Genomic DNA, 22,235 nt, shown 5'->3' on the forward strand with positions numbered 1-22,235 from the left:
CGGGAAAGGGCCGCCTCCGGCAGGGAGGCGGCCCTTCGGCGGGCACGGGTCACCGGCGGACGGTCAGGTCCGCACGGGCCCCAGGTGGCGACCCCAGGTCATGGCCCCAGGTCGCGGCCTCACGGCACGGTGAGGCCGCGAGAGGCGGATCACCAGCGGGCGGTGACGTCCTTGCCCTGGTCGTAGGCGCCGGCCCAGTAGCGGCCGGGAGCGGTCAGGCGGTGACCGGCGAAGCCGACCTCGCCCGTCGGCTGCTTCAACGCCTCGGACGTCGCGGTGGCCCAGCCGTCGGCGCCCGCCGTCACCGTCACGTAGCGCCCCGCGGAGAAGGTGAACCGCCCGCGCACCGTGGCGGCCACCGGCTGCCCGGTCTCCTTGTCCACGACGCGCAGCCGTACCCGCGCGGCACCGCCCTCCAGCGTGACGGCCATCGACTCCACCACCATGGGACGCAGGTCGGTGGTCCCGGTCGTCACGGCGACCGGGTCGGACACGGGGCCGCGGTGCCCTGCCACGTCCACGGGCACGATTCTGTAGTGATAGGAGGTATTGGGCAGCAGCCCGGCATCGGTGTAGGTCAGGCCACGCGCCTTGCCCGCGAGGGTGCCCGGTCCGGGCGTGAAGCCCGGATCCGTCGATCTGTGCACCTCATAGAAGTCCACCTCGGTGTCGTCGTACGCCCGACCGTAGGACAGGTCGACCGTGGCATGGTCGAACGCGACGGCCTTCGGCGGCGTGCTGACGCCCGTGGGCGGCCCGGAGTCGGCGGGCGGCGCGGGCCACTGCGCCGACGGGCCCCAGATCGTGGGCAGTTCCCGGTAGGAGTCGTAGTGGTGGAGCGCCACCCCGGCGAAGGCGGCACTGCCCGAGAACGCCTTGTAGACCTTCACCAGCTCCACCTCCATCGCGTCCCTGCCCTCCTCCCTGAACGTGATGCTGGAGGGGTCGCCGCTGGTCGCGATGTCCAGCGTCTCCACGCCGACCACCACGGAGAGCGGCTTGCCGATGCGCTCGGCGTAGGCGATCTCGCCCTCGGCCTGCGCGATGATGCCGGCGGAGCCGTCCGCCTGGTCCCGGTAGTCCATGATCGCGATGTAGTCGGTCATGTCCTGGATGTGTTCGGACATGGTGCGGGTGGTCCCGGCGTACGGGATGTCCGTGCAGCAGGCGGAGGTATCCAGCCACCGGGGCACCGCGGGGCCGAACAGCAGGGGCTGCCCGGACGCGTCCCGGCGGGCGATCATCGCTCGCAGCGTGTCCAGCCACTGGATCTGCACGTCGGGCTTGGCGCTCCCGAACCAGGGCAGGATGTACGGCTCGATGTCCACGTTGATCCCGTCGAAGCGCTCCTCGGGCGCCGACGAGAAGTTGTAGTCGAGCACCCGCTCCATCTCCCCGACGGCGCGGTCGCGATAGCGGGAGAGCGCGCCGAGATAGGGCGGCCGCGTCCCGCCGGCCACCGTGGCGTGCACCTTCATCCCCCGGCGGTGCGCCCAGGCCACGAGGTCGCGCAGTTCGGGGCGCGCGTCCTCGATCATGTCGCGCCCCGCGTACGTGTCCACGCCCAGGTACATCGTCGATCCGGGCGCGAAAACGGTCTCCAGCAGGCGGCGCGACCCGGAGTTGAGCACCAGGTTGTAGGAGGCCTTCTCCCAGATCCACATCGCCCGGTCCTGCTTGTGCGGTACCGGGCGTTCCTTCTTCGCCGCGCCGAGCGCGACGTACCGGCTGGCCGACCTGGACACGTGGCCGCGCGCGTCGACCGCCTCGGCCTCCAGGCTCGCCATGACGTCGCCGTACTTCGCCGGATTCACCAGCGCGACGTAGCGCCCGGCACCGCCGGAGGCGCGCTGCCAGGGGCCGCCGTTGACCCGGACCCGCACCGTACGCACGTCCGCGCCGGCGACGTTCACCCGCACCGGCGTGGGCCGGGTGAGCCGTACCCCGTCGGCGGGCTCGGCGATCGACACCTTCGGCGCCCTGGCCCGCGGGTTGTCCACCCGCAGCGTGAGCGGCTGCGACCACGTGCCGTACCGCGTCTCCGCGACCGTCGCCTTGGCGTAGACCTCGACCTCGCCGTCCATCGCGCTGGTGTCCAGGTCGTAGGTCCACGTCCCGGCGTCGTCGGCCTCCGGGTCGCTCACCCTGGCGCGCTCGATCCGCTCGCCGTTCACCACGACGCTCACGTCGTACGCCGCGGTGAAGCGTCCGGCGAGCCGGATGACGCCGGGGGCGGCCTCGGAGGAGTCGATCACCACCGACGGCGGCTCCGCCGCGCGGGCGGCGGCCGGGGCGGCCGGCGTGCTCGCCAGGGCGAGCACGAGCGCGCCGGCGATCCTCAGAAGCCCTACAGGCATAGAAGCCACCTCCACAGGAATGAATTAATGCCGGATTACGAAATATCCAGACATCGGAATCCGCGAGATGGCGAAACAATAACCCCGAAAGAATGGGAGAAGAATGGCATGAATTCGCGCCCCGTCCTGCCTGGGCGGGAGCGACGCGCGCGGGTCAGGCGTCCCCGGTCGACGCCCGCATCCACAGTTTGGCGGGAAGGATGATCGGCCCCGGCGCCGTCTCACCGTTGAGCCGCGCGATGAGCAGTTCGACCGCGGCCTTGCCGGAGTCCTCCGGCACGAGATCGAGGGCCGTGATCGCGGGCACGGAGTGGCGGGTCTGCTGCGCGTCCGAGCCGGTCGCGATGAGCAGATCCCGGGGCACGGAGAAGCCCAGCCGCCGCGCCTCATCGAGGACACCCGCCGCGTGCCGGCCCGTCTGGCAGTAGATCGCGTCCGGCCGCGGGCGCTTCCCCGCCAGGAACCTCCGGGCGGCGTCACGGCCGCCGTCCTCGCCGTCCGCCTCGGGGATGTGCAGCACCCGCGTCGGCATGTCGTGGCGTCGTGCCCACGACCGGTAGGCCCGCTCGGAGTCGACGTTCCACGCGTTGTCGTCCGTACCGGCCAGGAGGGCGACGCGTTCGGCGCCGCGTGATCGCAGCAGGTCGAGGACGCGTTGCGTCTCGTACGTGTCGTCCGGCCCGACCCAGTCGGTGAAGTCCGGCCGCCCCGGGTCGCGGCCGACGGAGACGACCGGCACGCCGGCGTCGAGCAGCCGGGTGAGGACCGGGTCGTCGCGCACCGGATCGCCGATGACGTAGCCGTCCACCCCGTGGGCGAACTGGGTGATGTCCGAACGGGTCGGGTCCGGCACGAGCATGAGCCCGAGGCCGTGGTCGAGCGCTGTCACCGCGGCGGCGCCGGCGAACCGCATGAAGTAGTCCACACCCGCGGGCAGGTACGACCCGATCGCGTCGAGCGGGCGCATGTCGAGCCCGAGGACGCCGGTGCGCCCGCGGCGCAGCCCGCGCGCCATGGGGTGCGCGCGGTAGGCCAGGCGGTCGGCGACGGCGAGGACGCGCCGCCGCGTGGCTTCCGAGGCGGTTCCCTTGCCGTTCAGCACGTGGGACACCGTCGTGACGGAGACGCCGGCCTCACGCGCGACGTCGCGGATCGTCGCACGGCCGGGTGTTGATCCCTGCTCGGACATACGCATCATCGTAGGACACAAAACCTTTTACTAAAACGTTTTGTCATGTATGGTCACTGCCTACCACGCCCCGGGCCTGCCCAAATAGCGCCCGAAGGGATCCAACCCCCCGCAGTTCGGAGGACGAGATGCGCAACTGTGCGAAGGTGATCTTCGCCGCCTCGCTGAGCCTGGGACTCGCCGCGTGCGGCGGCGCCGCCGGCCCGGCCGGACCCGGTTCGAAGACGGCCGACCGGAAGCTCACCGACCTCCTCGTGACCACCCCCGCCGCGCAGCGGGAGCTCGACAAGGCGACGTGGAACCTGCCCTTCGGCGAGCCCGCGTCCCTCGATCCGATCAAGGCGTTCAACTACCCGGAGAACACGGTCGTGGCCAACCTCTGCGAGGGGTTGATGCGGCTGGACCCGGACTACTCGCTGCAGCCGAACCTCGCGGAGAAGGTCGAGACGTCGGACCAGAAGACCTGGGTCTACACGCTGCGGGACGGCGTGCGCTTCTGGGACGGCGAGCCGATGACCGCCGAGGACGTGCTGTTCAGCCTCCGCCGCCACCTCGACGCGAAGGAGGGCAGCTACTGGGCGTCCGACCAGATCACGGGCAACATCGCGTCCATCGAGAAGACCGGCGACCGGCAGGTCACGATCACGCTGAAGAAGCCGGACGCCACGCTCAACTCGTACATGGCCACCCCCATCGGCGTCGTCGTCGAGAAGAAGCAGCGCGCCGAGGCGGGCGCGAAGTACGGCACGCCGGAGGGCGGGGTCATGTGCACCGGGCCGTACACGTTCTCATCGTGGGAGAAGGGCGCCACGATCTCGATGCTGCGCAACGACGCGTACTGGGACACGCAGCGGCGCGCGAAGACCAAGCAGGTCGACCTGCGGTTCATCGTCGACCCGGGCGCGATCGCGAGTGCTCTTGAGACGGGCGCCATCGACGGCTCGTACGACGTGCCCGTGGGCGCGGTCGACCAGCTCTCCGCGTCGAGCAACGGCACGCTGTACCTGGGCAAGTCGCTGCAGATGGTGGCCGTCATCAGCACCGGGGACGGCGCGCTCGGCAACCCGGCGGTGCGGCGGGCGCTCGCGCTCGCCACCGACCGTGAGGCGATCGCGGAGACCGTGTTCGCCGGCACCGCCCAGGTCCCCCGCTCGCTGGTGCCGCGCGGCGGCTGGACGTACGGCCAGACGGTGTTCGACCCGGCGTACGACGCCCTGCCCGACACGAAGAAGAACCTCGACGAGGCGAAGAAGCTCGTCGCCGGAGCCGGCGCCGGCAGCGCGCCGATCACCATCGCCTACCCCAGCGAGCGCCAGTTCTACGCCGATATCCTGTCCGAGATGTCCAACGCAGCCCGCGAGCTCGGCCTCACCATCCAGCCCAAGGGAGTTCCGAGCGCGCAGTACGGAGCCTTCTTCTCCGACGCCAAGGCCCGCGCCGGTTACGACGGCTTCATGACGACGAACTACATGGACATCCCGGACCCGCTCGCCTTCCTGCGCACCATCGCCGCCAAGGGCGGATCGCAGAACTTCGACGGCTCCGAGGACCCGCAGATCCAGAACCTCATCGAGCAGGCGGCCGGCACGCTGGACGAGGTGGAACGCGCCACGGCCGTCAGCGACCTCCAGGCCAAGGTCATGGAGCGGATGCCCTGGATCCCGGTCGCGGCGCCGTCGGTCCGGCTTTTCCTCAACAAGCGCGTGACCGGCGTGCCGGCGTCGTTCGTTTATCTCTACTACCCCTGGGCCGCCGACCTCGGTGCGGCGTGACCATGACGGATCCGGGGCGCGGCGACGCGCCCCTGACCTCCTGATCGGAGCCCTTGTGCTGCGCTTCATCATCCGGCGGCTCGGTGCGCTGGCCGCCACTCTCCTCATTTCGAGCTTCCTCATCTTCGCGGCGATGTACGCCGCTCCCGGCTCGCCCGAGAGCTTCCTCGTCCAGGGCAGGACCGTCAGCCCCGAGGTCCTCGCCTCCATCCGCGCGCAGTACGGCCTGGACGACCCCTTCCTGGTCCGCTACGGGCACTGGCTCGGCGGCGTGCTCACCGGGGATCTCGGCGAGTCCCTCACGACCCGCCAGGACGTCGCGTCGCTGCTGGCGTCCCGGATCCCGACGACCCTGTGGCTCACCGCGTACGCCGCCGTGCTGATCGTGGTGTTCGGCGTGGTCGTGGGAGCGATCGCCGGACTGCGGGGCGGCGCCTTCGACACCGCCGTCCTGCTCGGCTCCAGCGTGGGGTTCGCCATCCCCACGTTCTTCGCGGCCGTCCTGCTCATGAGCGTCTTCTCCGTGACGCTGGGCTGGTTCCCCGTCTTCGGATCCGGCTCCGGGCTCGCGGACCGCATGTCCCATCTGACGTTGCCGGCCGTGGCGCTCGCGCTCCCTGCGGTCGCGGTGGTCGCCCGGATCACGCGCACCGCCGTGGTGGAGGAACGCGAGGCCGAGCACGTCCAGATCGCGCTCGCCCGGGGCGTCCCCTGGCGGATCGTGGCCCGCCGGCACATCGTCCGCAACGCGATGCTGCCCGTGACGACGATCGTCGGGGTGAACATCGCCGCCCTCGTCGCCGGCGCGGCGGTCGTCGAGCACGCCTTCACCCTCGACGGCATCGGGGCCATGCTCATCAACGCCGTGCAGCAGAAGGACTTCGCCGTCGTGCAGGCCATCGCGCTCGTCCTGGTCGCGGTGTTCGGCGTGGTCAACCTGGTGATCGACATCCTCTACGCGGTGATCGACCCGCGCGTCCAACTCGGAGGTGAGAGCGCGTGAGCGCGGAAACCCTCGCGCGACCGGCGGCCCGGCGACGCGGCGGCGACCTGGCCGTATGGCTGGGCCCGCTGGGCATCGCCGCCGCCGTGATCATCGCGCTGATCACGCTGGCCGCGCTGTTCGCCCCGCTGATCGCGACACACGATCCCGACATCGGCAGCGTCGTCCAGCGTTACCAGGGCCCCAGCGCCGAGCATCTGCTCGGCACCGACCAGTCCGGTCGCGACCTGTTCTCCCGGCTCCTGTACGGCGCGCGGACCAGCCTCTTCGGCGCCGCGGTCGTCGTGCTGCTCGCGGGCGGGGGCGGCGCCGTGCTGGCGCTCGTCGCCGCGTGGTTCGGCAGGAACGTCGACGCGTTCCTCGGCCGCGTGCTCGACCTGCTGTTCGCCTTCCCGAACCTGCTGCTCGCCATCCTCGCCGTCGCGGTGTTCGGGACCGGCCTCGCGCAGGTCACGATCGCGCTCGCGATCTCGTACGTCCCGTACACCGCCCGCGTGCTGCGCAGCGTCGCGCTGCGGGAGCGGCGGCTCGCCTACGTCCAGGCGGCCGAGCTCCAGGGATTGTCCGGGCTCGTCGTCAGCCTGCGGCACATCCTGCCCAACATCGTGCCGCAGATCCTCACCGGGGCCGCCATCAACTTCGGATACGCGATGATCGATCTCGCCGCGCTGTCGTTCCTCGGCCTCGGCGTCCAGCCACCCACCGCCGACTGGGGACTGATGGTCTCGCAGGGCAAGGACTCCCTGCTGCAGGGCTACCCCCAGCAGAGCATGCTCGCCGGAACGTGCATCGTCGTCGCGGTCGCCGCGTTCAGCGTCATCGGCGAGCGGCTCGGCGGCCGGAAGGCGGGTGGCCGGGCGTGAGCGCGAACGTGCTCGAACTCGACGACGTCCGTCTCGCCCTGCCGTCGCGCCATGGCGACCGGACGCTCCTGCGGGGCGTCTCGCTGTCCCTCGCTCCCGGTGAGGCCCTCGGTCTCGTCGGCGAATCCGGATCGGGCAAGTCGATGACGCTGCGCACCGTGCTGCGCACCGAGCCGCCGGGTGCCCGCGTCACGGGCCGGGTGCTGCTCGACGGCGAGGACGTGCGGCTGCTCGGCGCCGCCGCGCTGCGGCGTGTGCGCGCCGAGCGGCTGACGATGATCAGCCAGAACCCGCGGGCCGCGTTGAACCCGGTGCTGCGCATCTCGCGGTACCTCGTCGAGGGGCTCTGCGACGCCCGCGGGGAGAGCCGGGACGAGGCCACCCGCCGGGCGCGCGACCTGCTCGCGCGGGTCGGGATCGCCGACGTGGACCGGTGCATGGACGCCTACCCCCACCAGCTGTCCGGCGGCATGCTGCAGCGGGTCGTCATCGCCGCCGCCATGGCCAGCTCGCCCCGGCTGCTGCTGGCCGACGAACCCACCACGGCGCTCGACGTGACCACGCAGTCCGAGGTCATGGCCATCCTCGACGAGCAACGCCGCGAGCACGGGATGGCCATGCTCTTCGTCACCCACGACCTCGAACTGGCCTCGGCCGTGTGCGACCGGATCGCGGTGCTGTACGCCGGGGAGATCGTCGAGATCGGGACGCCCGCGCAGCTCCACTCCGCGCCCCGGCACCCGTACACGCGGCTTCTGCTCGACTCGCGGCCCAGCCTCACCGCGAAGACCGCGGCCCTGCCCGTGATCCCGGGGCGACCCATCGCGGCGTACGAGGTGGAGGGCGGTTGCGCCTTCTCGGGCCGCTGCCCGTGGGTCGCGCCCCGCTGCTCGGAGGGCGAGGTCGCGCTCGTCCACGACGCCGGCCGCGCGACGCGCTGCCTGCGCGCCGACGAGCTCACCGCCGAGCTGGCCGGCCCCGCGGTGAGCGAACCGGCGGGCGAACCGGTCCAGGCGGGAGAGACGGAGGAGACGGCGTGAGCACCACGGCGGAGAACGTCATCGAGATCAGCGGCCTGTGCAAGCAGTTCACGACCGGCCGGGGGCGCAAGCGCCGGACGGTCCGGGCGCTCGACGACGTCAGCCTCACCGTCGCCGACGGGAGCTGCCTCGCGGTGGTCGGCGAGTCCGGATCGGGCAAGTCGACCCTCGCGCGGGTTCTCGTCGGCCTCGAACGCGCCGACGCCGGGGAGGTCGTCCTCGCCGGCCGTCCGGTGGCGCAGCGCCCGCGCCGGGCGGAGCGGCGCGCCCGCGCACGGGACGTCCAGATGGTTTTCCAGGACCCCAGCGGGTCGCTGAACCGTCGCCGCACGGTCGAGGCGGCGATCGGGGAGGTCCTGGCGGCCCATCACCGGGTCACGGGTTCCGACGCGCGCCGCCGGATCGACGACCTGCTCGACCAGGTCGGCCTGCGCCCCGCGCACGCCCGGGCGCTGCCCGGCGAGCTCAGCGGCGGGCAGCAGCAGCGGGTCGCGATCGCGCGGGCTCTCGCCGCCGAACCCCGCGTCCTCGTACTCGACGAGGCCGTCGCCGCTCTCGACGTCTCGGTGCAGGCCCAGGTGCTGAACCTGCTGGCCGAGATCCGGCGGGCCCGCCGGCTCACCTACCTGTTCATCACCCACGACCTGTCCGTCGTGCGGCAGGTGAGCGACGAGGTCGTCGTCATGCGCCGTGGCCAGGTCGTCGAGCGTGGAAGCACCGACCAGGTGCTCGACCATCCGCGCCACCCGTACACCGTGCTGCTCCGTGACAGCGCGCCCCGGCCGGGATGGCGGCCGCGGCTTTCGATCAACAGTGACATCAGCAGTGATACCGCGGAGGCGGAGGCGTGAGTCTCCCCGGCCGCAGACAAGAGGATGGTGCAGCAGTGAGCCTCCGTACGCACCTGCGAGTGGAGGGAACCGACCCGAGGCGGCGCGGCCACGACCGCGGCCGCCGGTCCGGCGCCGAGATCGCGCGGACTTGGCGCACGTACTCAGAGCTTTTCGAGGTCGCCGCGGCGCCCCGCGGCGTGACGCTCGACGTCCCCGCGCTCGCCCAACGGTGCCTCGCCGCGACGAGCGCGTGGGCACCGGAACTCGCCGCGGAGATGGAGGGCGTCGCCGAGGGCGCCGGGGTGCCGCTCTGGACGATCGCCGCGCTCAACGCGCGGACCGAGATCCTCGCCGTGGCCGGGACGCCGCGCGCGGGCGAGTGCTCCACCGTGGTCCGCACCGGCCCCCGCACCGTGGGCGGTCAGACCTGGGACTGGCACGAGGAGCTGGCCGACGGGTGGCACATCCAGTCGGTGCACGGCGACAGGGTGGGCTTCGCCGGCATCACCGAGCACGGGATCCTGGCCAAGATCGGACTCAACGAGGCCGGGGTCGGGGTGCTGTTCAACATCCTCGGCCATGTTGAGGACGGCGTGGATGACGGCACGGACGATGGCGCGGGCGGCGTCCCGGTGCACCTCGTCGCACGCAGGGTGCTCGGCGGCGCGACGTCGTTCAGCGAGGCGATCGGCATTCTGAGCGAGGCGCCGGTGTCGGCCTCGACCGTGGTGACCGTCGTGACCGCGGAGCAGGCGGCGTGCGTCGAGCTCAGCCCGGCCGGCGCCGCGGTGGTGCCACCGGATGAGGCGGGCCGGCTCGTGCACACCAACCACTTCGTCGATCCCGCGCTGGCCGAGGGCGAGTTCCGCGGGCGCGCCGAGCCCGAGACCTACGACCGGTTCCGCCTGCTGAGCGACCGGATGCGGGAACGCGGTGACATCGACGGCGCCGACGACGTCGCCGCCCTGCTCGACGCCCATCCCGGCGACGGCGCCGAGGTCTGCTGCCACCCGCCGGTGGGCGGGACGCTCGGCACCCGGTGGGCGACGCTGGCCACGGTCGTGGTGGAGCCCGCGGCCGGCCGCCTCCTGGTCCACGACGGCGGCCCCTGCACCGCCCGGCCGTCGGCATGGACGACGGTCAGCCTGGCCTGATCAGCGCGGTGCCCGGCTCGAACTCGACGAGCCGGGCACCGACCAGGCGGCTGCTGACGGTCGCCGATCATGCGGGTGAAGGTGACCCCATGATTGCTCCCTTCACCGCGGGCGCGCTCGCTCCCGTAATGAAAGATGAGGACCTGGACTTCCTGAGAACGCGATACCAGGAACTACGAAATCATTATGCCAATCGCCTCACGGCCAGGCGAGGAGCTGGAACCAGACGGACTTGCCGCAGGGGGTGATCCTCCAACCCCAGTCGCGGGAGAAGGTCTCGACGATGGCGAGACCCCGGCCCCGGATGTCGAGGTGGCGGGCCCGACACAGGCGCGGGAGGGCGCTGGAGGAGTCGTAGACGTCCACCGCGATCAGCTCCTGCTCCCGGGTGACCACGATGTGGATGCCGCTGGCGGCCGAAACGCCCTGGGCCCCGTGGGTGAGCGCATTGGTGACGAGTTCGGAGGCGAGGAGTTCGGCGACCTCGGGGACGTCCTCCGCCGCCTCCCAGTCGGCGGCCACGTCGCGGACGAACCGCCGGGCGGACGCCAAACATCTCCCCGTGGGCGGGATCCATTTCTCGCCGAGGACGGACGCGGGCCGGCTCCGCGCGCCGCGCCAGTCGGTGAGTGCCGCGTGGGCCTTGAGTGCGTCATTCATCAACGGCCTCCCGGATCTGGAATTCCCAGCTCCAGGTTGCCGAGACGGGACTACTGTCAGTTAGGGATTCGTTACCAAGACCTCGCTTTGCGGGTCGCGGCCATGTAGTTGAACTCCGACAAAGGAGACAATTGTGGTCGATCTCTATTCGCCACAAGCGATATGGGGCAGGGAACTGCGCCATTACCGGCAGGCGGTGCGCCTCACCCAGGCCCAGCTGGCCGAGAAGATCCACTTCAGCGAGTCCCTGATCAGCGGCGTCGAGACCGGCCAGCTCCCGGCCAGCCCGGAGTTCGCCGAAGCCTGCGACCAGACCCTCGGCACGGGCGGCGCGCTCAGCCGCCTGCTCGACTGGCGCAAGGGCCAGGTCTTCCCCGCCTGGTTCGGCAAGTGGCGCGACAAGGAACAGGTGGCCACCACGCTGCGGACCTACGAGCCGCTCCTGATCCCCGGCCTGCTCCAGACCGAGGCGTACGCGCGGGTGGTGCTGCGCGGCGACGAGGCCGCAGTGGCGGCCCGCCTGCACCGGCAGCTCATCCTCACCCGGAAAGATCCGCCGCCGCCGATCTTGCGGTGCATGATCGACGAGGCCGTGCTCCATCGGCCGATCGGCGATCCCGAGGTGATGCGTGAGCAGCTCGGCCATCTGGTGATGGTGACCGGCCCGCGGCTGAGCGTGCAAGTGGTCCCCAAGGGGATGCACTCCGGCCTGCTCGGAGGCTTCCTGATCGCGACGGTGGAGGGCGGAGCCGACGTACTGTATGCGGAAACCGCCGTCCGGGGCATTACCACCAGCGATCGTGAGGACGTCGGCACGGCCATCGAGCGCTTCGAGGCCATTCGCACCGAGGCGTTGCCGCTGAACATGTCCCTTGAACTCATTGAGAAGACGGTGGAGGAACGATGGACCTGAGCAAGGCGCGCTGGCGCAAGGCGAGCTTCTCCGGCGACAACGGCGGCAACTGCGTCGAGGTCGCGGAGGTGACCGACCACGCCAGGCTGATCGCCGTACGCGACTCGAAGGACCCCGACGGCCCCAAGTTGTTCTTCACCCCGGCCGAGTGGGACGCCTTCATCGCCGGGGTGAAGGCCGCCGAGTTCGACATCGGCTGACCCATTCAGCGCCCGGCCGCTTCCGGCGCCGTCAGGACGGGTAGCCGTACCGGCCGTAGAGGCGGACGAACCTGGCCAGGGTCAGGAGCCGGCGGCGCTCCAGCCCGGTGGGGACGCGCTCGAACAGCACGACCTCCTCCTCCCCACCCGTGCCGATGGGCTGGACAAGGCGGCCGCCGACCCGGAGCTGCTCCACCAGCGGCGCGGGGACCTCGGGGAACGCGGCCGACACGAGGACGGCGTCGTACGGGGCCCGTCCGGGCACGCCGCAGGTGCCATCTCCGGTGCGCAGCTCGACGTTGCCGATGCCGTGGAGGGCGAGGCTGCGCCGTGCCCGCTCGGAGAACTCGGGCCGCAACTCGATGGTCACAACGTCGGCGGCAAGGCGCGCGAGCAGCGCCGTCTGGAAGCCGAGACCCGTGCCGATCTCGAGCACGTGCTCATCGCCGGACAGGCCCAGCCCTTCGATCATCCGCGCCGACAGCGAGGGCTGGGTGGTCACCTGGCCGTGCCCGATCGGCAGGGGAACGTCGTCGTAGGCGTCCCAGACCATGTCGGCCCGGACGAAGTCCGCCCGCGGCGTCACCCGTACGGCGTCGAGCAGGCGCTCGTCCCGGACGCCCTCCGCCCGGAGGATTCGCACGAGGGCCTCGGACGAACCGGCCACGATCAGGCCTCCCGCAGGGCGAGCATGCCGCCGGACTCGCCGCCGACTCGCGTCCCGAAGCCGCGGCTGACGTCGTCGAGGGTCGCGCGCAGCCACTCGGCGTCCTCGGATGTGGCGTGGCACAGCCGCATGCGCCGGGCCTGTACGGGCGCCATGTGCAGAGCCGCGAGCGCTCCCGAGCCGGGATCGAGCGAGGCGAAGTACAGCAGCCGCAGGTCGTCGCGGAACTCCTCGTATCCGGTGATGCCCTCGTAGTCGTCGACCAGGTCGCCGCAGCCGTACAGGACGAGCTTCCCCCGGTGCAGCTCGATCGGGCGCGGATGGTGCGAGGAGTGCCCGTGCACCACATCGACGCCGCCGTCGATGAGCACGTGCGCGAAGCGGGTCTGCGCTCTGGAGACCTGGTACCCCCAGTTGGAGCCCCAGTGGATGGAGGCGACCGCGATGTCCCCCGGCCGCTTCGCCTGCCGTACCCGGTCGGCGATCTCGGCCGCGAGGTCCTCCGACGGCTCGGGCACGAAGTCGACACCGGAGCGGTCGACGGCCGCCGCCCATTCCGACGGGATGCCGCTGGACGGCATGCCGAACGAGAACACCAGCACGCGCCCGCCTCCCGCCACCGGCACGATCACCGGCCTGCGCGCCTCGTCCGCGCCCCGCCCCGCCCCCGCCGCCGGAAGCCCGGCGGCCGCCAGCGCGTCGAGGGTCTCGGCGAGCCCGGCGCGGCCGAAGTCCAGCACATGGTTGTTCGCCAGCGCGCACGCGTCGGGCCGGGCCGCCGCCAGGCTGGGAAGGTTGTCGGGGGTCATCCGATAGTGGACGGACTTCCCGGAAGCGAACGCGCCGCTCCGGGTCACGCTCGTCTCCAGGTTGACCACCCGCGCGTCGGGCGCGATCTCGTCAAGGAGCCGGAGGGCGTCACCCCACGGCCAGGGGAAGTCGACCGGGCGCGGGATCCGGCCGTTCACCGTCTCGGCCAGCTCGACGTAGATCCGGGCATCGTCGACGTACGGCTCGCGCAGGACCGGATCGCCGGGGTGCGGCAGGATCTGGTCCACACCGCGGCCGAGCATGACATCACCGCAGAGGAACAGGGTCACCAGGCCCGCGCCCATATCTCCATGCTAAGAATCGCCCTTCCGCGCCCGTCGGGCGGCGCCCGCGGCACGGAGGCACGTGTCGAAGGCCCTTGGCCGAATGGACGAACAGCCCGGCGCTCTTCGGAAAAACGCACGAATTCCCCGACCCGCCCTTCTCATACCGTTGCGGTAAACATCGACCGGAGGGCTGGTACGCGTGTCCGTTGGTCTTCATCACCGCGCCGTGATCGTCGAGTCGGGGCGGCCGCGGTGAACCTCGACCTGATGCTCCAGGACCTGGAGGAGCTCGTCGTCTGCGAGTCGTTCTCCGCCGACCACGAGGCGGTCGCCCGCAGCGCCGCGGTGGTCGCCGAGCAGGCATCCCGGCGGCTCGGGACCCGCCCGGAGACGATCGTGATCGACGGGGTCAGCCACCTGCGGTGGACCTTCGGCCACCCCCGGGTGCTGCTCGTCGGGCACCACGACACGGTGTGGCCGATCGGGTCGCTGCGCGAGCACCCCTGGTCGGTGGAGGACGGGATCGCCCGGGGGCCGGGCGTGTTCGACATGAAGGCCGGGCTGGTGCAGGCCTTCCACGCGCTGGCCGCGCTGCCCTCCCCGGAGGGGGTGTGCCTGCTGATCACGGGTGACGAGGAGCTCGGCTCCCCCACCTCGCGGGCGCTGATCGAGGACGCGGCGCGCGGCTGCTCGGCCGCGTTCGTGCTGGAGGCGAGCGCCGACGGCGGCGCGCTCAAGACCGCCCGCAAGGGCATCTCGGCCTACGAGCTCTCCGTGCTGGGGAAGGCCGCGCACGCGGGCCTGGAACCGCACGCGGGGGCCAACGCGGCGGTCGAGCTGGCCCACCAGATCCTCGCGCTGAGCGCGATGGGCGACGGCGCGACCACGGTGACGCCGACCCTGGTGTCCGGCGGGAGCACGATGAACACCGTGCCCGCGCAGGCCTCGGTCGCGGTGGACGTGCGGGTGCCCACCGTCGAAGAGCAGAAGCGGGTGGACGAGCTGGTACGGGCGCTGGCCCCCCGGGTCGCCGGAACCCGGCTGCGAGTGAGCGGCGGACCGAACCGTCCGCCGCTGGAGGAGGCCTCGTCGGCGGGGCTGTTCGAGCTGGCCCGCCGCATCGCCGACGGCCTGGGCCTGCCCCCGTTGCGGGGAGTGGCCGTGGGCGGCGCCTCCGACGGCAACATCACCGCGGGCGTCGGCTGCCCCACACTCGACGGGCTCGGCGCGGTCGGCGGCGGCGCGCACGCGGCGCACGAGCACGCGCTCGCCGCGGAGATGCCCGGCCGCACCCGGCTGCTCGCCGAGTTGATCCGGGCGGTGCTCGCATGACACCCGCGCCGCGCGAACTCCACAGCATCCAGGAGTTCGAGGATGTCTACCGGCTCTTCGACGACATCTGGCATCCCGAGCCGGGCGGGGCGCCCATCAGCGTCGAGCTGATGCGGGCCCTGTCCCACGCGGGCAACTACGTGGCCGGGGTCTACGAGGACGGCCGGCTGGCCGGCGCCTCGGTCGGCTTCCTGGCGGCCCCGGCGGGCCGGGTCCTGCACTCCCACGTCACCGGCGCGGCGGCCGGCCGCGGGATCGGGTTCGCGCTCAAGACGCACCAGCGGACCTGGGCGCTCGAACGGGGCATCGAACGGATCACCTGGACCTACGACCCCCTGGTGCGCCGCAACGCCTACTTCAACCTGGCCAAGCTCGGCGCCCGTCCGGAGGAGTACCTGCCGTCGTTCTACGGCGTCATGGAGGACGCGATCAACGCCGGCGACGAGTCGGACCGGATGCTCGCCGTCTGGCGGCTGACCGATCCGCGCGTGCTCGCCGCCGTACGGCGGGAGCCGTACGCGCCGCAGGTCCCGCCGGACGCGGCGGTCGGGCTGGCCGACGCGGACGGACGGCCGGTCCCCGGCCGGACGGACGCGGGGACGGTCCTCGTGGCGGTGCCGGAGGACATCGAGAGCCTGCGCCGCACGGACCCCGGTCTGGCCAAGGCGTGGCGGCACGCCGCGCGCGAGGTGCTCGGCGGCTTGCTGGAGGAAGGGGCCCGGATCACCGGGTTCCACCGGAGAACGTGCTACATCGTGGAACGCACCGTCTGATCGCACCGTCTGATCGCGGCCAAACGCGGCGGCGGTCCTACCGGAAGGAGGCGCGGCGAGACGCCGCACACCCACCATGAAGATCACTGGAATCGAGCTACGGCGGATCGCGATGCCGCTGGTCGCGCCGTTCCGCACGTCCTTCGGGACGGAGACGGCGCGCGACGTGCTGCTCGTGCGGGTCGTCACGCCCGAGGCCGAGGGGTGGGGCGAGTGCGTGGCCATGTCGGCGCCGCTCTACTCCTCCGAGTACGCGGACGGCGCCGCCGAGGCCATGCGCCGCTTCCTCATCCCGGCGCTGCCCGCCCACGCCGACGCCCAGGCCACGGGCCGGGCACTGGCGCCGTTCAAGGGGCACCGGATGGCCAAGGCCGCCCTGGAGACCGCGGTCCTGGACGCCCAGCTCCGCGCCCGCGGCGAATCCCTCGCCTCGTTCCTCGGCGCGACCGGGGACCGCGTCCCCTGCGGGGTGTCGGTCGGCATCATGAACTCCATCCCTGAGCTGCTCGACGCCGTCGAGGGCTACCTGTCCGAGGGCTACATCCGGATCAAGCTGAAGATCGAGCCCGGCTGGGACCTGGAGCCCGTCCGTGCCGTACGCGAGCGATTCGGCCCCGAGCTGCTGCTCCAGGTCGACGCCAACGCCGCCTACACCCTGGCCGACGCCCCCCGCCTGGCCAAGCTCGACGCCTTCGACCTGCTGCTCATCGAGCAGCCGCTGGCCAACGACGACATGGTGCAGCACGCCGCGCTCGCGCGGCGGATCTCCACCCCGATCTGCCTGGACGAGTCGATCGAGTCGGCCGAGCACGCCGCCGCCGCCATCACCCTGGGCGCGTGCTCGATCATCAACGTCAAGCCCGGCCGCATCGGCGGCTACCTGGAGGCCCGCCGCATCCACGACCTGGCCCGCGCCCACGGTGTCGCCCTGTGGTGCGGCGGGATGCTGGAGACAGGTATCGGCCGCGCCGCCAACGTCGCGCTGGCCGCCCTGCCCGGCTTCACCCTGCCCGGCGACACCTCGGCCTCGCGCCGCTACTTCGCGACCGACATCACTCCGCCGTTCGAGCTGCGCGACGGCCACCTGGACGTCCCCACCGGCCCCGGCATCGGCGTCGACCCCGTCCAGGACATCCTGGACGAGGTCACCACCTCCACCGAGTGGATCACCAGGTAGTTGTCGCGCGCACATCTTCAGGGCGGGCACCGCGGTGCCCGCCCGGAAGCATGTCAGCTCCGGCCGAGGCGGGGGACCGCCTCAAGGAGGGAGCGGGTGTAGTCGTCCGCCGGCGCGCCCACGACCTCCTCGGTCGGCCCCATCTCGACCAGCCTGCCCCGGTGCATCACCGCCACCACGTCGGAGACGTAGCGGACCACGGCCAGGTTGTGTGAGATGAACAGCATCGACAGCCCGATCTCCTCGCGCAGCGAGCGGATCAGGTTGAGCACCGCGCCCTGGACGGAGACGTCCAGGGCGGAGGTGATCTCGTCGGCGATCAGCAGCGCCGGCCGGACGCCGAGCGCGCGGGCGATCGCCACCCGCTGCCGCTGGCCCCCGGACAGCTCGCGCGGGTAGCGCTCCGCGAGTGAGACGGGCAGGGACACCAGGGTCAGCAGCCGCTCCACCTCCGCCTGGCGGGCGGCCCGCGGCAGGCGCAGGCCCTCGGCGACGGACGCGCCGACGGTCATGCGCGGGTCGAGGGAGGTGAGCGGATCCTGGAACACCATCTGCACCCGGCTCGGGTCCACCCCCTCCACGGCCCCCGTGTACGGCACCAGCCCGCTCACCGCACGCGCGAGCGTGGACTTGCCCGACCCGGACTCGCCCACCAGGCCGACGATCGCGCCGTCGGGGATCTCCAGGGTGACGTCGTCCACGGCGGTGAAGGCGCCGAACCGGACGGTCAGGTTCTTGATGATCACTTGGCCTCCCAGCAGGCGACGCGGTGCCCCGCGCGGTACGGGATCAGGGGCGGCAGCTCGGCGCACTTGGCGCTCGCCAGCTCGCAGCGGTCCGCGAAGGCGCATCCGTCGGGCACCTCGGCCGGCGAGGGCTGGCGGCCGGGGATGCTCGCCAGCGGCAGCGACCTGTCGGTCTCCATGTCGGGCAGCGAGGCGACCAGCGCCCGCGTGTAGGGGTGCGCGGCGCCCGAGGCCAGCTCCTCGACCGGCAGCTCCTCGACCACCCGGCCCGCGTACATGACCACGACGCGGTGGCACAGCTCGCCGATGACGGCGATGTCGTGGGAGATGAACAGGGTGGCCGCGCCGGTCTCGTCGGTCACCTCGCGCAGCAGCCGGAGGATCTCCCGCTGCACGGTCACGTCGAGAGCGGTGGTCGGCTCGTCGGCGATGATCAGCCGGGGCGCGCCCATCAGGCCCATGGCGATGACGGCGCGCTGTCGCATGCCGCCGGACAGCTCGTGTGGGTGTTGCCGCGCCCGCGTGGCGGGCTCCGGTATGCGTACGTGCTCCAGCCGGTCCACCGCGCGGGCGAAGGCGTCGGCCCGGCTCGCGCCCTGGTGGACGGTCGCCACCTCGGCGAGCTGCCCGCCGACCTTCAGCGCCGGGTTGAGCGCCGCCATCGGGTCCTGGAAGACCATCGCCAGGGACGTGCCGAGCAGCCTGCGGCACTCGGCCTCCGGCAGCTCGCGGACGTCGGCGCCGCACAGCCGCAGCCGGCCGGCGCTCACCTCTCCCGGGTACGGCACCAGCCCGCCGATCGCCGAGGCGGTCAGGCTCTTGCCGCTGCCGGACTCGCCCACCAGGCCGACGATCTCGCCGGGCGCGATGGTCAGCGACAGCCCGCGCACCGGCGTCACGCCGCCGGGGAAGGTGACGGTCAGGTCCCGTACCTCCAGGACGGCGTCCGGGTCGGGCTCGCCGAGCTCGCCCGCCTCGGGTACGGCTCGTCCGGCGGCCGCACCGGCCGGCGTGGCACGGCGCGACGCCGCCCGCGCCAGGACGTCTCCCAGCAGGTTGAAACCGATGCCCGCGAGCGCGATCGCGGCGGCCGGGCCGAGGGCGACGGCCGGGGTGGCGTAGATCCGGGCGAAGCCGTCGAAGAGCAGCCGCCCCCAGTCGAACGACGGCGGCTGCACGCCGAGACCGAGGAAGGACATCCCGGCGAGCGCGAGAAGAGCGCCGCCCAGCGCCTGGGTGAGGTGGAGGATGAGCGGCTCGGCGATGTTGGGCAGGACGTGCCTCGTCATGACGCGCCACCGGGAGACGCCGAGCATGCGGGCGACCGCTACGTAGTCGGCCCCGGCGACGGAGGCCGCGAGCGTCTGGGTGAGCCGGGCGAAGCCGGGGGCGACGGCGGCGCCGATGCCGAGCACGGCGCCGCGCGCGCCGAGCCCCGCGATCACCGCGGTGAACATCGCGAGCAGCAGGCCGGGGAACGCGACCAGCGCGTTGACCGTACCGGTGACCAGGCGCGCGGCCCGGCGCGGCAGCACCGAGGGAAGCGCGCCGAGGATGACGCCGGCCGTCGCGCCGATGAGTGTGGCGATCATGGCGAGGGCGAGCGAGAGCCGCCCGGCGACCAGCACCCGGGCGAGGATGTCGCGGCCCAGATTGTCGGTGCCGAGCGGGTGCGCCGCCGAGGTTCCCTGGAGGATGGCCGCGGAGTCGATGCGCTCGGCCTCCGCTCCCCAGATCAGCGGCCCGGCGATCGCCAGGATCACCATGAGCGCGACCAGGAGGGTCCCGGCGATCCCGGCGGGGGTCCGCGGCAGGTGACGCATCAGGTCTCCTTCAGCTTGGATGTGGGGTCGAGCACGCCGAGCAGCAGGTCGACGAGCAGGTTCACCACCAGCACGATCGCGCCGTAGACGAGGATCACGCCCTGGGCCACCGGATAGTCCTTCTGGGTGATGGACTCCACGACCCGCAGTCCCAGGCCCGGCCAGGCGAAGACGTACTCGACGAGCACGCTCCCGGCGATCAGCGCAGCGAGCAGCATGCCGCCCACGGTCAGCGTCGCGGTGAGCGTGTTGGGCAGGACGTGCCGGAAGTACAGCCGGGCGGCGGGCAGCCGCTTGGCCCGGGCCAGCCGGACGTAGTCCATGCCCAGTTCACGCAGGGTCTCCACGCGGCAGATACGGGCGATCATCGCCGTCGGCGAGATGGCCAGGGAGAGGATCGGCAGGACGTAGGACACGGGTCCCGCCTTGCCCGCGGGAGGGAACCAGCGGAGTCCGATCGCGAACACGGTGACCAGGGCGATCGAGTAGAGGAACTCGGGCACGGCGATTGCCGCGCCGGTCGCCGAGGTGAAGGTCACCTCGGTGCCCCTGTTGCGGCCGTTCTCGGTGCGGATCGCCGCCCACATGCCGAGCGGTACGGCCACGAGCAGTGCCACGACGGTCGCGAGCAGGGCGAGCCCGAGGGTGTTGGGGAGCCGGGAGGCGATGATCTCCCGGACCGGCTCCCCGCTGAGGAACGACGTGCCGAAGTCCCCGCGGAACACGTTGCTGACGTAGGACAGGAGCTGGGACAGGATCGGCTCGTCCAGCCCGAGCGCCGCACGCCTGGCGGTGACCAGCTCGGCCGGCGCGGCCGGGCCGAGCGAGGCGCGTACGGGGTCGCCCGGGATCAGGTGCATCATCGCGAAGGACGCGACGAGCAGCACGCCCAGTGAAACGACGAACCGGACGGCGCGCCGCAGCACGAACCCACTACGGACCCGGCCGAGTGCCCGGCCGAGTGCCCGGCCGGCCCGCCCGCCCTCGGCGGACGGGCCGGCGGCGGACGGGCGCAGAGACTCCGCCATTCAGCCCGCCTCGGTCATCCGGATCGTGGTCGCCGAGACCGAGCCCGCCACTATGCCGAACTTCGCGTTCTTGGTGGCGACCAGCACGGTGTTCTCCACGACCGGCACCAGGTCGGCGTCCTCGAACAGCGCGGACTCCGACTCCAGCCAGAGCTTGCAGCCCTCCTCCCCCGGCTTGAGCGCGGCCTCGGCCACGAGCTTCTGGTAGCGGTCGTTGGCCAGGTGGGCGAAGTTGGCGCCCTTCGGCGCGGCCGGGCCGGACAGGAAACCTTCGAGCTGCGAGGGCAGCGTGACGCCGATCGGCAGCCAGACGACGTCCCAGTCCTGGGTGACGGTCAGCGACTCCCCCAGCTTGGTGTCGATGACGCCGTTCAGCGCGACGTCGGCGCCCGCCTTCTTCCACGCCGCCGCGAGGTATTCGGCCGCGGCCTGCACGCCCGCGCCCTTGGTGGTGCCGTAGAGCAGGCGCAGGGTCAGCTTGCGTCCGTCCTTGACCCGGACACCGTCGGGGCCGGCCTGCCAACCGGCCGCGTCCAGCGCGGCGGACGCGGCGGCCTCGTCGAAGGCCGGGACGTGACCGGTGACGCTGTCGCCCTGGCAGGGCCGCGGGTCCAGCACCAGCCCGGTGGCGGGGCGGCCTGTGCCGCTCGCGGAGATCCCGGCGAGTTCCTTGAGGTTGACCGCCTGGGTGAGCGCCTTGCGCACCGCCGGGTCCTTGGCGGGCCGGTCCTCGCCCTGGTGGTAGAAGAACTGCCCGTTGCCCGCCGAGATGATCACCTTGCCGATGCCCGGGGTCGCCTCGAGCCGCGCGCGGTCCGCGCCGTAGATGACCGCGCCGTTGATGTCACCGGAGATCAGCAGGTTGGCCGAGGTCTGCTCGTTCGGCACGACCTTCAGCACGATCTTGTCTGGCTGACCGGCTTCCTTGGTGGTGGCTCCGCCGGGTCCCCAGGTGTAGTCCTTGCGCACCTGGAACGTGTAGTGGTCGCTGGGCACCGCCTCGGTGAGCGTGTACGGCCCGGAACCCGAGGTGCCGCGGGCGAGCACCGAGCGGTCCTTCACTCCCTTGCCACAGACGACAAAAATCAGCGGGGTGCTCTCCAGGATGAAGCTGAACGGTTTCGGCGTGGAGAGTTTCACCGTTCCCGCCGCGTCGTCCGCCTCGGCCTTCATGCCGGCGGGGACGGTCACACCGTTGAGCGGCGACTTGGTGGCGGGGTCGGTGATGTGGTTGATGCTGTCGGCCACGTCCGCGGGCGTGAGCGGGGACCCGTCGGAGCAGGTGACGTCCTTGCGGAGGGTGAAGGTGACCGCGTCGCGTTCGACGTCCCACTTCTCGGCCAGTCCAGAGACGATCTTTCCATCGGGCCCATAGTTGACGAGCGTGTCGTACGCGAACGCCAGCACGTTGTTGGTCACAGAGAGCACGGCCATGGCCGGGTCGAGCGCGCCTGGATCGGCGCCGATCGCGAAGGTGAAGGTGCCGCCGTCGGCGGTCCGGCCGGACCCGGTGTCCGTGCCACCGCCGCATGCGGCGGTGAGCAGGCTGAGTGCGCCGATCACGGCCGCCGCTCGTGTGTTTCTCATCGGGGCTCCTGGAAGCTGGGG

20 protein-coding genes are annotated in these 22,235 nt (G+C 72.0%); 11 read left to right on the forward strand and 9 right to left on the reverse strand.

The annotated features are described in order from the left end of the window. Window positions 1-149: 149 nt before the first annotated feature. Together QSK17_RS32230 and QSK17_RS32235 are read right to left on the reverse strand one after the other, a co-directional pair. Entirely contained in the window at window positions 150-2,357 is a 2,208-nt protein-coding gene (locus QSK17_RS32230) for a glycoside hydrolase family 18 protein (protein WP_285709650.1), read from the reverse strand. A 154-nt stretch (window positions 2,358-2,511) separates the two neighbouring features. Further along, the gene (locus tag QSK17_RS32235) at window positions 2,512-3,546 is read right to left on the reverse strand and encodes a LacI family DNA-binding transcriptional regulator (RefSeq protein ID WP_285709652.1); all 1,035 of its coding nucleotides are present in this window, start codon (window positions 3,544-3,546) and stop codon (window positions 2,512-2,514) included. Window positions 3,547-3,674: 128 nt separating this feature from the next. Between QSK17_RS32235 and QSK17_RS32240 the strand changes: the two genes are divergently transcribed. Genes QSK17_RS32240 through QSK17_RS32265 form a run of 6 tightly spaced genes read left to right on the forward strand, consistent with a single transcriptional unit; the run spans window position 3,675 to window position 10,211 of the window. Beyond that, window positions 3,675-5,318, forward strand: coding sequence for an ABC transporter substrate-binding protein (locus tag QSK17_RS32240; protein ID WP_285709653.1), 1,644 nt, complete (start codon window positions 3,675-3,677; stop codon window positions 5,316-5,318). Window positions 5,319-5,373: 55 nt separating this feature from the next. Then, window positions 5,374-6,321 carry an ABC transporter permease gene (locus QSK17_RS32245; RefSeq protein WP_285709655.1) on the forward strand — a complete coding sequence of 316 codons (948 nt, stop codon included), beginning with the start codon at window positions 5,374-5,376 and terminating at the stop codon, window positions 6,319-6,321. Next, the gene (locus tag QSK17_RS32250; protein WP_285709657.1) at window positions 6,318-7,184 is read left to right on the forward strand and encodes an ABC transporter permease; all 867 of its coding nucleotides are present in this window, start codon (window positions 6,318-6,320) and stop codon (window positions 7,182-7,184) included. The genes QSK17_RS32245 and QSK17_RS32250 overlap by 4 nt, the downstream gene beginning before the upstream one ends. Beyond that, window positions 7,181-8,224, forward strand: coding sequence for an ABC transporter ATP-binding protein (locus QSK17_RS32255; RefSeq protein WP_285709660.1), 1,044 nt, complete (start codon window positions 7,181-7,183; stop codon window positions 8,222-8,224). The genes QSK17_RS32250 and QSK17_RS32255 overlap by 4 nt, the downstream gene beginning before the upstream one ends. Continuing rightward, entirely contained in the window at window positions 8,221-9,075 is an 855-nt protein-coding gene (locus QSK17_RS32260) for an ATP-binding cassette domain-containing protein (RefSeq protein ID WP_285709661.1), read from the forward strand. The genes QSK17_RS32255 and QSK17_RS32260 overlap by 4 nt, the downstream gene beginning before the upstream one ends. Window positions 9,076-9,110: 35 nt before the next feature. Further along, a complete protein-coding gene (locus QSK17_RS32265) occupies window positions 9,111-10,211 on the forward strand; it encodes a C45 family autoproteolytic acyltransferase/hydrolase (RefSeq protein ID WP_285709663.1) in 1,101 nt (366 codons plus the stop codon). Between the two features lie 198 nt (window positions 10,212-10,409). On the opposite strand, the gene QSK17_RS32270 is transcribed toward QSK17_RS32265, so the two are convergent. Next, window positions 10,410-10,871 carry an ATP-binding protein gene (locus QSK17_RS32270; protein WP_285709665.1) on the reverse strand — a complete coding sequence of 154 codons (462 nt, stop codon included), beginning with the start codon at window positions 10,869-10,871 and terminating at the stop codon, window positions 10,410-10,412. Between the two features lie 133 nt (window positions 10,872-11,004). Between QSK17_RS32270 and QSK17_RS32275 the strand changes: the two genes are divergently transcribed. Then, the gene (locus QSK17_RS32275; protein WP_285709667.1) at window positions 11,005-11,784 is read left to right on the forward strand and encodes a helix-turn-helix domain-containing protein; all 780 of its coding nucleotides are present in this window, start codon (window positions 11,005-11,007) and stop codon (window positions 11,782-11,784) included. Next, window positions 11,775-11,984 carry a DUF397 domain-containing protein gene (locus QSK17_RS32280; RefSeq protein WP_285709670.1) on the forward strand — a complete coding sequence of 70 codons (210 nt, stop codon included), beginning with the start codon at window positions 11,775-11,777 and terminating at the stop codon, window positions 11,982-11,984. Before QSK17_RS32275 ends, QSK17_RS32280 begins: the two co-directional genes overlap by 10 nt. A gap of 31 nt (window positions 11,985-12,015) precedes the next feature. Here the strand turns inward: QSK17_RS32280 and QSK17_RS32285 are convergent, their stop codons facing one another. Beyond that, complete coding sequence (locus QSK17_RS32285) at window positions 12,016-12,651, reverse strand: protein-L-isoaspartate(D-aspartate) O-methyltransferase (protein WP_285709672.1); 636 nt, start codon at window positions 12,649-12,651, stop codon at window positions 12,016-12,018. Between the two features lie 2 nt (window positions 12,652-12,653). After that, window positions 12,654-13,766 (reverse strand): CapA family protein, encoded by a 1,113-nt coding sequence (locus QSK17_RS32290; protein ID WP_285709674.1) that lies wholly within the window; start codon window positions 13,764-13,766, stop codon window positions 12,654-12,656. A 234-nt stretch (window positions 13,767-14,000) separates the two neighbouring features. On the opposite strand from QSK17_RS32290, the gene QSK17_RS32295 reads away from it, so the two are divergent. From QSK17_RS32295 to menC, 3 genes are all read left to right on the forward strand, one after another. Then, entirely contained in the window at window positions 14,001-15,080 is a 1,080-nt protein-coding gene (locus QSK17_RS32295) for a M20/M25/M40 family metallo-hydrolase (RefSeq protein ID WP_285709676.1), read from the forward strand. After that, entirely contained in the window at window positions 15,077-15,853 is a 777-nt protein-coding gene (locus tag QSK17_RS32300) for a GNAT family N-acetyltransferase (RefSeq protein WP_285709677.1), read from the forward strand. The genes QSK17_RS32295 and QSK17_RS32300 overlap by 4 nt, the downstream gene beginning before the upstream one ends. 76 nt (window positions 15,854-15,929) lie before the next feature. Next, window positions 15,930-17,030 carry an o-succinylbenzoate synthase gene (menC, locus tag QSK17_RS32305; RefSeq protein WP_285709679.1) on the forward strand — a complete coding sequence of 367 codons (1,101 nt, stop codon included), beginning with the start codon at window positions 15,930-15,932 and terminating at the stop codon, window positions 17,028-17,030. A 53-nt stretch (window positions 17,031-17,083) separates the two neighbouring features. Here the strand turns inward: menC and QSK17_RS32310 are convergent, their stop codons facing one another. The 4 genes from QSK17_RS32310 to QSK17_RS32325 are packed head-to-tail and all read right to left on the reverse strand — an operon-like array spanning window position 17,084 to window position 22,214. Then, on the reverse strand, window positions 17,084-17,776 hold the full coding sequence (locus tag QSK17_RS32310; RefSeq protein ID WP_285709681.1) for an ABC transporter ATP-binding protein: 693 nt from the start codon (window positions 17,774-17,776) through the stop codon (window positions 17,084-17,086). Then, window positions 17,773-19,599 (reverse strand): dipeptide/oligopeptide/nickel ABC transporter permease/ATP-binding protein, encoded by a 1,827-nt coding sequence (locus QSK17_RS32315; protein ID WP_285709684.1) that lies wholly within the window; start codon window positions 19,597-19,599, stop codon window positions 17,773-17,775. The genes QSK17_RS32310 and QSK17_RS32315 overlap by 4 nt, the downstream gene beginning before the upstream one ends. Further along, complete coding sequence (locus tag QSK17_RS32320) at window positions 19,599-20,627, reverse strand: ABC transporter permease (RefSeq protein ID WP_285709685.1); 1,029 nt, start codon at window positions 20,625-20,627, stop codon at window positions 19,599-19,601. Before QSK17_RS32320 ends, QSK17_RS32315 begins: the two co-directional genes overlap by 1 nt. Continuing rightward, window positions 20,628-22,214, reverse strand: coding sequence for an ABC transporter substrate-binding protein (locus QSK17_RS32325; RefSeq protein ID WP_285709688.1), 1,587 nt, complete (start codon window positions 22,212-22,214; stop codon window positions 20,628-20,630). It lies immediately after the preceding gene. Window positions 22,215-22,235 lie beyond the last annotated feature (21 nt).

It is taken from the genome of Microtetraspora sp. NBRC 16547 (assembly GCF_030268965.1).
GTDB lineage: Bacteria > Actinomycetota > Actinomycetes > Streptosporangiales > Streptosporangiaceae > Microtetraspora.